This is a genomic window from Janthinobacterium sp. SUN206, from assembly GCF_030587305.1.
GTDB classification, from domain to species: domain Bacteria; phylum Pseudomonadota; class Gammaproteobacteria; order Burkholderiales; family Burkholderiaceae_D; genus Janthinobacterium; species Janthinobacterium kumbetense.
Genome location: NZ_JAPWIB010000001.1, coordinates 1,307,325 through 1,321,985, shown reverse-complemented (window position 1 = coordinate 1,321,985; position 14,661 = coordinate 1,307,325). Strand labels below are relative to the sequence as shown.

Here is a 14,661-nt window from a genome sequence, read left to right as displayed (position 1 = left end):
AAGGAGACGACATGGACTTCCATTTTAATCAGGAACAGCAGCAATTCGCCGATGCGCTCCGGCGCTGGGTCGACAAGGATTACTCGTTTGAAACGCGCAAGCAGATCGTCCACTCGGCCACGGGCGTCTCAAGCGCTGCCTGGGCCACCCTGGCCGAACTGGGCATGACGGCCTTGCCGCTGCCGGCCGCGGCGGGCGGCTTCGACGGCACGGCCGTGGACATGCTGCTGGTGATGCAGGAACTGGGGCGCGGCCTCGTGGTCGAACCGTATTTCGCCACCATGCTGGGGGCGCGCTTCCTGACCCTGGCGGGCGGTCATGACGCCGTGCTGGAGCAGGTTGCCGGCGGCAGCCTGAAGCTCGCCTGCGCGCTGGGCGAACGCCAGTCGCGCCACGATTTACATGACATCGCCACCACGGCAACCGCCAGCGGCGACGGTTTCGTGCTGGACGGCGAGAAAACCGTCGTCATCCACGGCGCGCAGGCGGGCGCACTGATCGTTTCCGCGCGCAGCGGCGGCGGCCAGGACGGCACTGACGGCATTTCGCTGTTCCTCGTGCCTGTGGATGCGCCGGGCGTGACCGTGCGCGACTGCCGCACCATCGACGGCCAGCGTGCCGCCACCGTCACCCTCGTGCAAGTGGTGCTGGGGCATGACGCGCTGATCGGTCAGGCGGGGCAGGGCTGGGCCGTGCTGGACGCGGCCGTCGATTACGGCGCGGCCCTGCTGTGCGCGGAAGCCGTGGGCGCCATGGACGCCATCTTCGCCGCCACGCTCGAGTATCTGAAAACGCGCCAGCAGTTCGGCGCGCCGATCGGCAAGTTCCAGGCCCTGCAGCACCGCATGGCCGACATGTTCATCCACCTGGAGCAGGCGCGCTCGATGGCCATGCTGGCCGCCGCCAAGGTCGACAGCGCCGACGCGGCCGAGCGGCGCCGCACGGTATCCGCCGCCAAGGCGAGGGTGGGCCTGGCCGCCACCTTTGTCGGCCAGCAAGCCGTGCAGTTGCATGGCGGCATGGGCGTGACGGACGAATTGCCTGCCGCCCACCATTTCAAGCGCCTCTCCATGATCGCCCTGACCCTGGGCGACGTGGAGCACCATATCGAGCGTTTTATCGCCCAGCCGGGCTTTTTGCCGACGGAGACCGCATGACCGCATTGACCGGAATCAAACCCAAGCACTGGTATTTCGAAGATTTTACGCAAGGCCTGGAAATCGACCTGGGCCAGCGCCACGTGACGGAGCGGGAAATCATCGCCTTCGCCACGGATTTCGATCCGCAGCCGTTCCACGTCGACCATGCGGCCGCCGAAAAAACCATCTTCAAGGGCGTCATCGCCAGCGGCTGGCACACGTGCGGCATGATGATGCGCCTGGTGGTGGATAACCTGCTCAAGCACTCGTCCAGTATGGGCTCGCCCGGCCTGGACAGCATCCGCTGGCTCAAGCCCGTGCGCGCTGGCGACACCTTGCAGCTGACCTACCAGGTCAAGGAAGTGCGCCCATCCACGTCGAAACCGGACCGCGGCATCGTCATTTCCGTATGGAGCGTGCGCAACCAGCACGGCGAAGTGGTGACGACGGTGGAGGGCATGGGCATGTTCGGCCGCCGCCCGGCGGAGCCAGCGGAGCAACACCATGCGTGATATCGCCGGCATCGCCGGTTTCCAGGCCCTGGCGGGACAGCACGTGGCCGTTTCCGACTGGCTGACCATTACCCAGCAGCGCATCGACACCTTTGCCGACGCGACGGACGACCATCAGTGGATCCACGTCGACGCGGAGCGCTGCGCGCGCGAGTCGCCCTACGGCTGCACCGTGGCGCACGGTTTCTTGACCTTGTCCCTGTTGCCCGCCATGCTGCAGGGGGCCTTGCACATGGCCGGCATCCGCATGGCCATCAACTATGGGCTCAACAAGGTGCGCTTCCCCGCGCCCGTGCCCGTGAACAGCCGCCTGCGCGCGCGCCTCGACATCCTCTCCGTCGACGACTTGCCGGAAGGGGCGCAAGTCAACTGGGCCGTCACAATGGAGCGGGAAGGCGACACGAAACCTGTGTGCGTGGCGGAGTTTTTGATGCGGTGTTATCCCTGAGCAGCAAGTTGAACCCGCTTCGCCGGCCGGCAGGCAGTCGTGCGCTTCTGCGCGTGCGCCAGGTGTACGCTGGTGGCGCGCCGGCGTTTTCCGGCGAAGGAGGCGATGATGTCCAACAAGGCAAACAGTGGAAATAGCGGCGCCGGCAAGGGCGCCACGGGCAGCGGCAAGGCGGCCAACAGTGGCAGCGGCGCTACGGGCAGAGGTCCTGGCCCGGGAAATGCGGGCGGCTGGCCCAGCACGACGGGACGGCCATCGGGGACCAATCGTTCCAATGCCGCGCCGGCAAGGAGCCGCTAGCCTGCCCGCTCACTCCTCTTCCGACGCGCAATACCTGTCCCGCCCCGTATGCTTGGCGCGGTACAGCAGGGCGTCGGCGGCGCGGATCAGGGTGCTGGGGTCCATGCCTTCCGTGGGCATGACGCTGGCCATGCCCAGGCTGACGGTGACGTGCGGGCCGACGCTCGATTTGGCGTGGGGAATGTCCAGCGCGCGCACTTCGTCGAGGATGCGCTGGGCCACCACTTCGGCGCCGTCGCGCGTTTCCTGCGGCAGCAGGATGATGAATTCCTCGCCGCCATAGCGCGCCAGCAGGTCGGGCGGGCGCACGGCGCAGCGGCGCAGGGCGGCGCTCACCTGCTGCAGGCACAGGTCGCCCGCCTGATGGCCGTACGTATCGTTGTAATCCTTGAAATGGTCGATATCGGCCATGATGATGGCCATCGGCACGCCGTCGCGCGCGCAGCGCCGCCATTCGCTGTCCATCGTGTCGTTGAAGCTGCGCCGGTTGGCCACGCCCGTGAGCGAATCCGTCAGCGACAGTTCGCGCATGGCGTCGGCCTGCCGCTTGATGGTCAGCTGGCTGCGCACGCGGGCGCGCACGACGGCCGCGTTGAACGGTTTCGTGATGAAATCGACGGCGCCCGCTTCCAGCGCCCGCGTCTCGTCCTCGGGCTGGTTCAGGGCCGTGACGAAGATGACGGGGATGGCGCTCAGCAGGGCCGATTCGCGCAGCGCGCTGCACACGGCGTAGCCATCCATGCCGGGCATGACGGCGTCGAGCAGGATCAGGTCCGGCAGTTGATTATGCGCAATTTCCAGCGCCTTCACACCGCTGAGGGCGAACAGCACGTCGTGCTCTTCGCGCAGCAGCTGGTGCAGGATCTGGATGTTTTCCATGGCGTCATCGACGATGAGGATGCGCCCGTTCATGGCAAGGTTGGTCCAGCTCACTTGTTTTCCTCTCGTTTCAGCTGATCGAGCACGAGTTTTTCCGCCTCGGCAAAATTCAGCGTTTCAATCGCATGTGCCATCGCCAGCGCCGCTTCCCGGTCTGACTGTTGCAGGGCGGGGTGCAGCGCGTGAAATTGCGCCAGCGCTTTCAGGTTGTTGTTGCGGATCAAGACCAGCAATTCGGCCAGGCCGGCGTGCAGGTCGACGGGCCCGCTGCCGGGCGCGGCCGCCGCCGGCTGGCTGCGCCGCAGGGGCGAAGGCAGGGTGCGCGCCGCTTCGATGACTTCGGCCATCGCCTGTTCCAGGCGGCCCAGCATGGCGGACGTGGCGTGCGATTGCCCCGTTTTCAGCGTTTTCTCCGTCTCGGCGGCCAGGCTGGCGATCTGCGTGGCGCCCAGGTTGGCCGCCACGCCGCACACGCGGTGCAGCAGCTGCGCCGCCTGCTGCGCCTGGCCGGCGGCCAGCAGGCGGCGCGTTTCCTCGACGGCGTCGCCTTGCGAATTCTCAAAGCGCTTGAGCAGGGCCAGGAAGGCGCCGTAGTCGCCGCCGAAGCGGTGCAGGGCCGCCGCCAGGTCGATGCCGGGCACCGTGGCGGGCAAGTCCAGCGTCCGCGCGACGGCATCGGCTGCCTGCACGGCGCTGTCGCCACCCAAGGGCGCCGGCACCAGCCGGGTCAGCGTCTGTATCATCTCGTCGACATCGATGGGCTTGGCCACATGCGCATTCATGCCGCTGGCGATGGCGCGCAGGCGGTCTTCGTCCATGGCATTGGCCGTCATGGCGATGATGGGCAAGTCCGGCAAGCCCAGGGCGCGGATGGCCAGGGTGGCGTCGTAGCCGTTCATGACGGGCATCTGCAAATCCATCAGCAGCACGTCCCAGGCGTCCGGCGTGCTGGTGAGCAAGTCGACGGCCAGCCGGCCGTTGGCGGCCACGGTCACGCGCGCGCCCGAGTGCAGCAGGATGTATTGCGCCACTTCCTGGTTGATTTCATTGTCTTCCACCAGCAGCACGCGCATGCCTGTGAGCAAACCCGACAAGGGACTGGACACGGGCAGCGCAGAAGGCGTGCTGCGGCCTTCGCGCACGGCCGTCACGGCCGCCAGCAGGCGCGCCGGGGTGGCCGGCTTTGAAACGATGCCTGCCAGCATCAGGCTGTCGGCCAGGCGTTCGAGGTTTTCGCTATCCTGGTCGGCCACCAGCATGATCACGGGCGGCAGTACCAGGCGTTCGTCGGCGCGCGCCTCGGTGAGCATGGAAATGCCATCGATGCCGGGCATGGCCGCGTCGAGCAGCACCAGGTCCGCCGCCGGCCCGCCGCTGCTGTGGGCGCGCAGCAGGGCCAGGCCGGCCGCGCCGCTGTCGGCGCTGCGGCTGTGCCAGCCCTGCGCCGCGCACCACTCTTCCAGCATGGCGCGCACGCTGGCGTTGTCGTCGATGATCAGCAGCGACTGGACCCTGGGCGCGCTCTTGCCGGGCGGTTCGGGCGGCGGCGCCACCTTGTCGAAGCGGCAGCGGAAGCGGAAGTCGGAGCCCTTGCCCAGCGTGCTTTTCACGCTGAGGGTGCCGCCCATCAATTCCACCATGCGCCGGCAGATGGCCAGCCCCAGTCCCGTGCCCCCATATTTGCGGCTGGTGCCGCTGTCGCCCTGGGAAAACGCGTCGAAGATGCGTTCCTGCTCGGCCGCGCCGATGCCGATGCCCGTGTCGCGCACGGAAAACTCGAGGGTGGCGCTGTCCGCATCCTCGGCCACCTTGTCGATCGACAACACCACTTCGCCATGCGAGGTGAACTTGACGGCGTTGCCCATCAGGTTGATGAGGATTTGCTCCACGCGCAGGGCGTCGCCGATCAGCTCGTCCGGCACGCCGGGGGCGAGCACGAACACGGGTTCCACGCCGCGCGCCCAGGCGCTGCTGGCCAGCAAGACACCCACGCTGCCCAACATGCGTTCGAGCTGGAAGCGGCGCTGTTCCAGCACCATCTGTCCCGCCTCGATCTTGGAAAAATCGAGCACGTCATTGACGATATTGAGCAGCGACTGCGTCGCCATCTGGATCTTGCCCACATAGCTGCGCTCGCGCCGTTCCAGCGGCGACTCTTCCAGCAGGCGCGCCAGGCCGATGATGGCGTTCATCGGCGTGCGGATTTCATGGCTCATGTTGGCGACGAATTCGCTTTTCGCGACGCTGGCGGCCTCGGCCTTGTCGCGCGCGCGCACCATCTGCTCGTTGAGTTCATGCAGGCGCAATTCCGTGCGCTTGAGTTCGGAAACGTCCGAGGCCAGCACGAAGAAGCCGCGCACGCCGCCGCCGTCGTCGAAATCGGGGATGTAATTGGTCCACGTGTGGCACACCTGGCCGCCGGGATCGAGCAGGTCGCGCTCGAAGCTTTGCGGCCGGCCCGCCAGCACGCCCTCGACGTGGGGCGCATACACGTCGAACAGTTCCTGCCCCAGCAATTCGCTCATGTGGATGCCGGCCAGTTCGGCGCTGCTGCGGCCAAACCATTCGTTATAGAATTTATTTGCAAATCGGCAACGCAAATCGGCGCCCCAGTACGACACCATGCCGGGCAGGTTGTCGGTGACGGTGCGGATGAAGCGTTCGTTCTGTTCCAGGCGCCACGTGGTGGCGTGCAGCACCTCGGTGGCGCGCTTGCGTTCCGTGATGTCGATCGATACCCCCAGCACATGGCTGGCGCGCCCCGCATCGTCGCGCAAGACCACCTTGCGCGTGGTGAAGTGGCGCGTGGTGCCGTCGGCCGTATTGATCGCTTCCTGTTCGATTTCCACCATCTGCCCCGTGGCCAGCAGCTTGCGGTCGGCGCTGACGAAGGCGGACGCCTGCTGCGGCGGGAAGAAATCGTGGTCCGTCTTGCCCAGCAATTGCTCGCGCGAGCGTCCCAGGGTCAGTTCCGCGTGGCGGTTGACCATTTCAAAGCTCAGCTTGTCGGCGCGCTTGACGAAGACCATGGCCGGGATGTTTTCGATGATGGTGCCAAACAAGTGTTTCGAGCGGCGAAATTCCGCTTCGCTGCGCTTGCGCTCGCTAATGTCCAGCCACAGGCCCGATACGCCCAGCAATTGCTGTTCCGGGCCGAAGATCGGGTGGTACGAGACGATCCAGTGACTCAATTGCTCGCGCTGCTGGCCGCTATGGCCCTTCAATTCGATGTCGACGATGGGCTGTCCCGTCCCGAGCACCTGGCGCACGCAGCGTTCCACCTCCGCCCGCACGGCGTCGTCGAACAGCATGGCGCCCACGGGACGGCCCAGGTGCTGCGCCACGCTGGCCCCGTTGATGGCGGCCAGGTAGTGGTTGATCATGACAATGCGCAAGTCCAGGTCCACGAACAGCATGCCGATCGGCGCCGTCGCGTATACGGTTTCCAGCAGGCGCGTGGATTTCCCCAGGGCCAGCGTGCGTTCGGCCACCAGACTTTCGAGCTGCGTGCGGTGACGCCGCAGGTCGCGTTCCAGCGCGCCCAGGGCGCTGGCCATGTCGGCCGATTCGCGGTCCGCGTGCCGGTTCGAGAGCAGGGGTTTGCCTTGCGCCAGCGCATGGATCTGCTGCGTCAGTTCCTGCAGGGTGCTGGCCAGGCGGCCGCCCACGCGCCAGGCCAGGGCGAAGCCGGCGCCCAGCAGCAGCGCCAGGATGAGGGAACCCGTGACTACCGAGCGCAGCAGGGCTTGCGCCACCGTGCTGGTGCGCATGGTGACGGCCACCGTCCAGGCGGCGTCCGGGGCGCGGCGAAAGCCCGTATACACGTCGATGCCTTCCAGGGTGGCATGGCGCAGCACGCCTTCGCGCGCCTGGCGTATCTGTTCCAGCAGGGGCGCCGCGCTGCGCTGGCCCACATAGCGCTGCGGCGCCAGCGTGCGCGCCACGTTGATGCCGTCGGCATTGATGATGGCCGCGCCCAGGTAGGCTGGCAGGTGCAGCTCGCGCAGCAGCACGGACAGGTAGTCGGGCGGGTACAGGGCCGTCAGCACGTAGGCGCTACCCTGGCTGCGCGGCAAGGGCAGGTTCAGGGCCAGCTGCGGCAGGCTGTCGGGCGCCTTGGTCAGGCTGGTCAGCCGCGGCTTGCCGGAGTCGCGCGTGCGCTCCATGCTGGCGGCCCATTTTTGCGGCAGGGGAGGCGGCGCCTGGCTGGCGGGCAGGGTCGTATTGATCAGCTGGCGGCCCTTGGCGTCGGAGACGATGAAGGCGCTGACGGCCAGGCCAGGCTGCAGCAGGCCGGCGGCCAGGGCCCGCAGGGCGCCGATGTCGTCCGCTTGCAGGGCGGGCGAGCCGGCCAGGATGCGCGCGGCCATCTGGGCGCCGTTCAAGTCGCGTTCGACGGCGGCTGCCACCGCGCGCGCCGCCTGCGCCGTTTCGCTGACGACATGGTCGCGTTCGCGCGTGTAACTTTGCGCCACGAGCAGGAGAAACACGAGCGCCGTCGGAATGACCCAGGCAAGCACCAGCCATGAAATTCTTGAGCGTATCGAAGGCAAATCTTGCACCCGGAAAGCTCCCAGAATGGATGAGTCGACAGGCAGGCTCACGCTGGCGCTGGCTGACCTTGAATGAAAAGATGCTAGACGAAATTGATTCTTCTGACAAGCCTAGTTTCTGGAATGGAAAAAAGGTTGCGCAAGGCATACAGAGGAGGGGAAACGCCCATCCCGCCGTGGCGGCGGGATGGCAAGGCGGCTTTACGGCACCACGGTCAGCACGTCGACATCGATTTCCGGGCTTTCCATGAAATCCTTCTCCACTTCGCCGCGGATTTCCACTTGGGTCTTGGCGTCGATCTTGCGGTTCATGAAGACCTTGTCGTCGATGTCCACGCGGATTTCCGCCGTGCCGTCGGAGAACGTGTATTTCTCCTTGCCCACTTTGCGCAGCAAATGGCCGCGCAGCACGACGGCCTGGTCGTCGACGGGGTTTTTCAGGATGGCGGCCACGCTGCTGGGTGCGGCCGGGCCGGCCGTCGGGCCCACGTATTGGGCGTGCGCGCTGCCGGCCAGCAAGGCGCAGGCGGCCAGGGAGACGATGAGTTTGCGGTGCAGTGGCATGGTATTCCTTTGATAGTGACTGACGGCTCAGAAGAAGACGGCGGTGCGGGGGATGATAGCACCGGCATTGCCATAGGGCATGTTCGCCCGGACGCTGCCCGTGCTGGCCACGCCATCGTCGAGTTTGCTGTCGATCTGCTCCGCGTAGCTCTCGGGCAAGTTGTCGAAACGGATGCCGTTGCCGGCGCGGCCGCCCACTTCGTCGTTGTACAGGTAGACGGCGCCGCCCTGGGCGCTGGTCATGAATTGCGAGGTGCCGTTGAACGAGCCGGTGATGAAGCCGCCCAGCGCCAGGTGCTGCGGCGCCAGGGTGAATTCGCGCGGCTGGCCGTCGCCGATCTGGCCGTCGCCATTGCCGTTGCCGGCCGAATTGGGCACGTGCAGGGTGCCCTGCAGGTCGTCGCCGGGCAGGGCGCGGAACTTGTCCTGGTAGGCGTTGACGGCGGCCGTCAGCGCATTCGATTGCTGGATGATGTTTTTCACCTTGGCGCTGTCGATCAAGCCTTGTCCCTTGAGCACGCCGCCGAGCAGCAAGCCGATGATGACCAGGACGATGGCGATTTCTACGAGCGTAAAGCCGTGCTGGCGGCGTGGGAGCATGGGATTTCCTTGGAAAAAAAGTGCGACAGCTTGGGTTGGCAGTTTACTGCATTTGGTGCCGGGCGCGCAGGGCAGGGTCATGGCGTGGCCTTTGCTTTCTTCTTGGCAAGTTCGTCGAGCCGGCGCGCGAGGAAGGCCAGTTCGTGGGGATCGCTGATCTGGCCGCTGGCGAGCAGGCCGCCGATAACCAGGCGGGCGCTGTCGAGCTGGTCCATGTCTTCCAGGATGAACGCTTCCATCTCGCGCACCCAGGATGGCACTTGCGGCCCCGTCGCCAGCCGCCGCAGTTCACGCGCATACGACAGGGCCAGCGGCAGGTCGCGCAGCTGGTGCTTCGCCACCAGCGCCGCCTGCGCCATGGCGGGCCAGCGGCGCTGCGGGTCGGCCGCGAAGCTGGCGGCGACAAAGGCCAGCATGCGCCGCACGCGCTGCGGGTCGGCCACGCCCGCGTACACTTCGCTGGCGGCCACCAGCGCATACTGGCTGCGCGGATCGAGCGTTTGCGCCGTCTCCAGCCAGCCGGCCAGGCGCTCATAGTCGAGTTCGCGCCACGGCAGGCTGACGCCGGCCTGGTCTTCGAACGACTGCAGGTACAGCAGCATGGCTTTCGACATGGCCAGCGGCTCGCCCAGGCTGGCCAGGCGCGCCACGCCCGCCGGCGGCGCGGCGGGCAGGGGCCGCGCCTGCGCCGGCGCTTGCTGCTGCGCCAGGCGCCAGCCCAGCTGCAGCAGCAGGCATGCCGCCAGCAGCCAGCACAGGGGACGCGGCACGCTGCTCCAGGGGCGCAGGGCGGCGGCCATCAGATGTTCCTGCGGTAAAAGTCGCACAGCGCGCAACTGGCCAGCAAGGCCACGTAGATGCCGGTTTGCGCCGCCACATTGGCCAGGGCTGGCCAGTCGCCGGTGGCGTACAGCAGCCATTCCGTGCGCGCAAAGGCGTCCAGGCGGGGCAGCAACAGGGCCAGCACGTCGATGGCGCCGGCCGTGGCCCGCTGCGCCAGCGAGTCGCCCGCCTGCGGGCCGTGCGCCAGCAGTTGCAGGCTGCCCAGCATGCGCGCCAGCACGTAGAAACCGCTGGTGGCGGCCAGCGCCGGCAGGGCCTGCTGCAGGCTGGCCGCGCACAGCAGGCTGAAGGCGGCGACGATCCACAATTCCCCCAGCAGCGACAGCGCCCACAGCGCGCTTTGCGCGGGCGCGGCGAACAGGGCCATCAACAGGCCGAACAGCACGGCGGGCACGGCCGCCAGGGCCCCGTAGCCCAGCAGTTTGCCCAGCAGGTAGGCGGCGCGCGGCATGGGCAGCGCCAGCAGCAGTTCCAGGCCCCGGTCGGCCGCTTCGCGCGCCATGCTGGTGATGATGAAGGTGGCCAGCAGGAAGACGCCAGCCAGGCGTAAGGCGGCCGCCAGCAGCGCCGCCTGCACGGCGCCGCTTTCCGTCAGCGCCAGTTGCTGCAGGAAGCCGGCCAGGGCGGCGGCGCCGCAGGCGGCCAGCAGGAACAGCCACGGCAGGCGGCTGCGCAGCGCTTCGAGCAAGGTGTAGCGGGCGATGGTGGCGGCGGGCGAGAGCATGGGCATCAGCGGGGCAGCCTTTGCGCCGCCACCATGCGGTTGAACAGGATGTTCGGCGACAGCCAGGCGACGATATCGTCGAACTCGCCGCCGGGCTGCTGCGGGCCGCTGGCGGCGCGGCTGATGACGGTGGTGGCGTTCGTAGCATTGTTGCGCTCGTCGACATTGTTGCCGAAAGGCACAGCTTGGCGCTGGCCCTGCACGCTCGTGGCGCCGAAACCGTTCTTGCCGTGCGACATGATCATGGCGGGGATGTCGTTCAAGGCCGTCGCCTGCAGCAGCGCGCCGCCATTGCGCGTGACGATGCTGATGTCGCGCGGCGTCGACAGGCTGAAAAGCTGGCCGCTGTCGCTGAAGGCCGGCGTCACGCTGTAGCGGAACAGATTGTTCCAGCTGTCGCCCTGACGCAGCCCCAGAGTGGCCCAGGGCAGGAAACCGGCGCGCTTTTCGCCCGTGCAGCGGGTGCCGCGCCGGTCTTCCAGGCCGCTCATGGCGGAGACGGCGGGACAGGGCAGGTAGCCGTAGCGCAGCGCGTAGCCCGTCAGCGCTTCCTTCGCTTCATTCAGCGCCTGTTGCGTCTCGGCCACCTTGCGCTGTTCCAGCTGCACCGTCAAGGGCGTGACCAGGCCGCCTATCATCAGGCCCACGATGACGAGCACGATGGCGATCTCGATCAGGGAAAAGCCGCCCTGGCGGCGCGATGGATGCGGGCGGGGGCTCATGGCAGGTTGCGCGCGGCGCGCATGCGTTGGTACAGGGTAGGCAAGGTAATCCAGGTGAGCATGTCGTCGAAGGCGCCGCCGGGCAGTGCGGCATTGTCGGTGGCGGGGCGGGCGATGAAACTGCGGCTGGCGCGGTCGTTGGCGGCTTCGTCGACATTGCCGCGTGCCGTATTGATCTGCGTCACGCCGCTGGCGGCCGTGCCGTAGTGGTCCTTGCCTTGCGAGAACAGCACGACGGGCAGGCATTCGACGCTGACGTCGCACAGTGCCTGGCCCGCGACGAAGGCGAATTCGCCGCGCGCGTCGCGCTCGAGCACGACCCGGTTGGCGACGGCGGAAAACGAGACGATGGGTGCGCGCGCCATTTCCGGCGTGACGCTGTAGCGCAGCAGCTTGCCCCAGGCGTCGCTGCCCGCCACGCCCAGCGCCACCCATGGCAGGAAGCCGCTGCAGGCGGCATCGTCGGCGCAGTCGGCGGCACGTTCGCGCCCGTCGAGGGCGGAGGCGGCCGGACGGGGCAGGCGGCCATTGACCGCCGCAAAGCCCAGCAAGGCTTCGCGCGCCTGCGCCAGGGTGTCCAGCGTGCGCTGCTGGCGTTCGGCCTCGCCCGTCGTGCGGCCAAAGGCGCTGATCAGCAGGCTGGCCGCGCCCAGGCCCAGCACGGCCACCAGCAGCAACAGGGCGGCGCCGCGCTGGCGACGAGGCTGCCGATGAGCTTGCCGTGGCGTCATGGCGGCGTCTCCTGCGCCTCGGTGACCGTGCCGCTGGCCGGATCGTAGCGCTGGCCAGGTTTCAGCAGCACCGCCTGGCCATTCGACAGGCGCAGGGTCAGGGTGCCGGGCTTGTCGCGGGCAAGGCGGTTGTGCGGCTCGTTTTGCGCTTCCTGGTTCAGCCAGACGGTGGAGCGGCCGCTGCTGCGCTGCACCATGCCATTCAATTCCACGGGCGGCGCGGGCGGCGGCGGCGGTGGCGGTGGCGTGGGGGCAGCCAGGGCGGGATCGGGTGGCGGCGGCCCGTAGCGCTGCGCGTCGAGCTGGGCGCGCTGATGGGGCGACAGGAACAAACGTCCCAGCGGCTGCGCCTGCGCCGTGAGCGCGGCGCCGGCCAGCAGCGCGCACAGGATGCGGGTGCGCAGGACGAGGGCGGACCTCATGGCCGCCCCGGCACGGGCACGCTGTTGACGGTTAGCCACAGCAGTTCGCATTCGGCGCCCAGGGTCGGCACCGCCTCGCCGCCGGCCGCGCCGTGGCGCTTGAGCGTGCAATCCTGCACGGCGAAATAGCCGGCCTGGCGCAAATCGTCAAACAGGTTCAGCAAGTCCATCTCGTGCAGCAAATCCATCTGCAGGCGCATGCGGCTGCCGCGCAGGTGATATTGCCCCATCACCATGGGCAACGGCACGGGCAGCGCTTGCTGCGGGCTGATGTCATAGCTGATCGGCAGCAGCTTGCGCTGTTCCTGGCTGCGGCGGATGGCGTCGATCCAGGCCAGGCGGTTTTCCTCGCCGATCAGGCCGCGCTGGCGCAGGGCCAAAAATTGCGGTTCGTAGGCGCGGATTTCCTGCTTTTCCGCTTCCGCGTGGTTGAACAGGGTGGCCGCCGCCGTGCGCGTGTGCTGGGCCAGGTACAGCTGTTGCGCTTCGCGCATGCGATAGGCGGCGGTTAGGCTCAGCAGCAGCAGGCTGGCCAGCAAGGTCAGCGCAAAGCACAGCAGGGCGGCGCGTACCAGGTGCAGTTCGCCCAGCCAGGCGGGCAGGGTGCGCGTGGGCGTGCCTGCCCGCTGCATGCCGGGCAGGGGCGGCTGCTTCACGGGGCCGCTCATGGCTGCCACTCCAGCAAGAGGGTAAAGCGGGCCTGGCTGTCCTGCGCCGGTGCGGCGCTCTTGCCGGACAGGGCCGCGCTGGGACGCAGGTCGAGCGGCGTTTCCTCGATCGTCACCTGCATGCGCGGCTGGCGCGCCAGCGTTTGCGCGAAGGCCGTGATGGCGGCCAGCGCGGCGCGGTAGTCATTGTTCGGCATGGCTACGTCCGCTTCCAGGCGCAGCGCCTGCGGCGGCGCGACAGGGATGCCGGCCAGGGCGCTGCGGGGCGGCGCAGTCTGCTGCGGCGGCGGCTGGCCGGCGGCCGTGCGCGCGGGCGCCTGGCCCGCGTGCCAGTGCAGCTGGCCCAGCGCGACCTGCGGCGCCTGGTCCAGCGCGGCGCTCAGCATGCCCAGCAGGCGGCCCGGCTCCGGCGCCTGGCTGGCGATCATCTGGCCCAGGGTGACGGCCACTTTCATGTTCTGCGTCTTGGCCGGCGCCGGCGGCTGCGTCGACATGACGCTGCGGTAGCGTTCCTGGTAGGACGCCGTTTCCTGCGCCAGCCGCTGCGTGCTGGCCCCGTCGGCGATGCCTCCAAGCAAATTGATCACGCACCACAGGGCGGCCGACGCGCCGATCAGGGCGCTGGCGCCGTACAGCGTCTTGCGCGCGCGCTGGAAGTGGTAATAGCGGGCCAGCGCGCCGGGCGGATAGTGGCTGGACGGCGGATGCTTGCCCAGCAAGGTCAGCAGCAATTCGTCGGCCAGCGCCGGCGTCTGGCGCAAGCCCACCCGTTCGCCGGCCAGCTGCAGGTCGATGAAGTGGTAAGCCACTTCGACGCCGTTATCGCACAGCAGCTCGAGCTTGGCGATCTGCGCGGCCGGCGCCAGGATGACGGTATTCAAGACGTCGCCGCGCGCCAGCATGCGCGTGCTGGTGAGAAATTGCCGTGTCTTTTCCGTTTCCAGCGCGATATTCACGGCCACGCCGTCGAGCGCGATGGTCGCCGTCTGGCGCGAAAAGCGCAGCTGGCCCTTTTCATAGTAACTTTGCCGCAAGCCGCCCGATTGCTGCGTCACCAGCAGCAAGTGTTCATGCGCGATCGACAACTTTTTGACCAGCGCGATACTGAGCAGGCTGGTCGAATAGATGCCGGCCACGGGCACGCGCAAGTGTTCGAGCGCCTCCGTCCACGGTTGCAGCAAGGTGGGATTGGTGAGGGCGAAAAACAGTACCTGGTCGTCGTGGCGTCCCGTGCTTTCGCGCCCCAGCAGGGTGCTGCCCCGGTAGGGCGTGTCGCGGTGTAACTGCTGCTTGCGCCGCTCCAGCAGGGCGCGGCCCGCCTTGCCGCGCACGTGGGGCACGAGTTGATGCTGGAAATCTTCCTCGATCAAGTCCGTCAGCAGGTAGGCGGGCACGTCGAGCCTGCGCTCCTGCGGGTCTTCCAGCCACGCGGCGAAGCCGTCCAGCCCGGCCGCGCTGGCGGGGAAGGCCTGGCCGGGGCCCAGCACGCCGTGGTTCCAGTCGTAGGCGCACAGGGCGTCGCTGGTGAGGTAGAGTAATTGTTTGCGGAACACGGC

General features: G+C 67.9%; 14 protein-coding genes. 3 read left to right on the top strand and 11 right to left on the bottom strand.

Annotation, left to right across the window (positions count from 1 at the left end; all coding sequences use genetic code 11):
- Positions 1-11: 11 nt before the first annotated feature.
- Genes O3300_RS05785 through O3300_RS05775 form a run of 3 tightly spaced genes read left to right on the top strand, consistent with a single transcriptional unit; the run spans position 12 to position 2,099 of the window.
- Positions 12-1,157 (top strand): acyl-CoA dehydrogenase family protein, encoded by a 1,146-nt coding sequence (locus tag O3300_RS05785; RefSeq protein WP_305052365.1) that lies wholly within the window; start codon positions 12-14, stop codon positions 1,155-1,157.
- Positions 1,154-1,651, top strand: a complete 498-nt coding sequence (locus O3300_RS05780) for a MaoC family dehydratase (protein ID WP_099667501.1) — start codon at positions 1,154-1,156, stop codon at positions 1,649-1,651. Before O3300_RS05785 ends, O3300_RS05780 begins: the two co-directional genes overlap by 4 nt.
- Entirely contained in the window at positions 1,644-2,099 is a 456-nt protein-coding gene (locus tag O3300_RS05775) for a MaoC family dehydratase (protein WP_251348291.1), read from the top strand. The genes O3300_RS05780 and O3300_RS05775 overlap by 8 nt, the downstream gene beginning before the upstream one ends.
- A 309-nt stretch (positions 2,100-2,408) precedes the next feature.
- Here the strand turns inward: O3300_RS05775 and O3300_RS05770 are convergent, their stop codons facing one another.
- The 11 genes from O3300_RS05770 to O3300_RS05720 all read right to left on the bottom strand — a co-directional run bounded on the left by O3300_RS05770 (position 2,409) and on the right by O3300_RS05720 (position 14,658).
- Complete coding sequence (locus O3300_RS05770; protein WP_099667505.1) at positions 2,409-3,332, bottom strand: diguanylate cyclase domain-containing protein; 924 nt, start codon at positions 3,330-3,332, stop codon at positions 2,409-2,411.
- Positions 3,329-7,768: a PAS domain-containing protein gene (locus O3300_RS05765; RefSeq protein ID WP_305052364.1), complete on the bottom strand. Its 4,440-nt coding sequence runs from the start codon at positions 7,766-7,768 to the stop codon at positions 3,329-3,331. Before O3300_RS05765 ends, O3300_RS05770 begins: the two co-directional genes overlap by 4 nt.
- A gap of 264 nt (positions 7,769-8,032) precedes the next feature.
- On the bottom strand, positions 8,033-8,395 hold the full coding sequence (locus tag O3300_RS05760; protein ID WP_099667507.1) for a YgiW/YdeI family stress tolerance OB fold protein: 363 nt from the start codon (positions 8,393-8,395) through the stop codon (positions 8,033-8,035).
- Between the two features lie 27 nt (positions 8,396-8,422).
- The gene (locus O3300_RS05755; RefSeq protein WP_289897521.1) at positions 8,423-8,995 is read right to left on the bottom strand and encodes a prepilin-type N-terminal cleavage/methylation domain-containing protein; all 573 of its coding nucleotides are present in this window, start codon (positions 8,993-8,995) and stop codon (positions 8,423-8,425) included.
- A 77-nt stretch (positions 8,996-9,072) separates the two neighbouring features.
- Positions 9,073-9,795 (bottom strand): hypothetical protein, encoded by a 723-nt coding sequence (locus tag O3300_RS05750; RefSeq protein WP_305052363.1) that lies wholly within the window; start codon positions 9,793-9,795, stop codon positions 9,073-9,075.
- On the bottom strand, positions 9,795-10,568 hold the full coding sequence (locus O3300_RS05745; RefSeq protein ID WP_180278756.1) for an ABC transporter permease subunit: 774 nt from the start codon (positions 10,566-10,568) through the stop codon (positions 9,795-9,797). The genes O3300_RS05750 and O3300_RS05745 overlap by 1 nt, the downstream gene beginning before the upstream one ends.
- Positions 10,568-11,284, bottom strand: coding sequence for a type II secretion system protein (locus O3300_RS05740; RefSeq protein WP_305052362.1), 717 nt, complete (start codon positions 11,282-11,284; stop codon positions 10,568-10,570). The genes O3300_RS05745 and O3300_RS05740 overlap by 1 nt, the downstream gene beginning before the upstream one ends.
- Positions 11,281-12,015 carry a hypothetical protein gene (locus O3300_RS05735; protein ID WP_305052361.1) on the bottom strand — a complete coding sequence of 245 codons (735 nt, stop codon included), beginning with the start codon at positions 12,013-12,015 and terminating at the stop codon, positions 11,281-11,283. Before O3300_RS05735 ends, O3300_RS05740 begins: the two co-directional genes overlap by 4 nt.
- On the bottom strand, positions 12,012-12,437 hold the full coding sequence (locus tag O3300_RS05730; RefSeq protein ID WP_305052360.1) for a hypothetical protein: 426 nt from the start codon (positions 12,435-12,437) through the stop codon (positions 12,012-12,014). The genes O3300_RS05735 and O3300_RS05730 overlap by 4 nt, the downstream gene beginning before the upstream one ends.
- A complete protein-coding gene (locus tag O3300_RS05725; protein ID WP_305052359.1) occupies positions 12,434-13,105 on the bottom strand; it encodes a hypothetical protein in 672 nt (223 codons plus the stop codon). Before O3300_RS05725 ends, O3300_RS05730 begins: the two co-directional genes overlap by 4 nt.
- On the bottom strand, positions 13,102-14,658 hold the full coding sequence (locus O3300_RS05720; protein ID WP_305052358.1) for a hypothetical protein: 1,557 nt from the start codon (positions 14,656-14,658) through the stop codon (positions 13,102-13,104). The genes O3300_RS05725 and O3300_RS05720 overlap by 4 nt, the downstream gene beginning before the upstream one ends.
- Positions 14,659-14,661 lie beyond the last annotated feature (3 nt).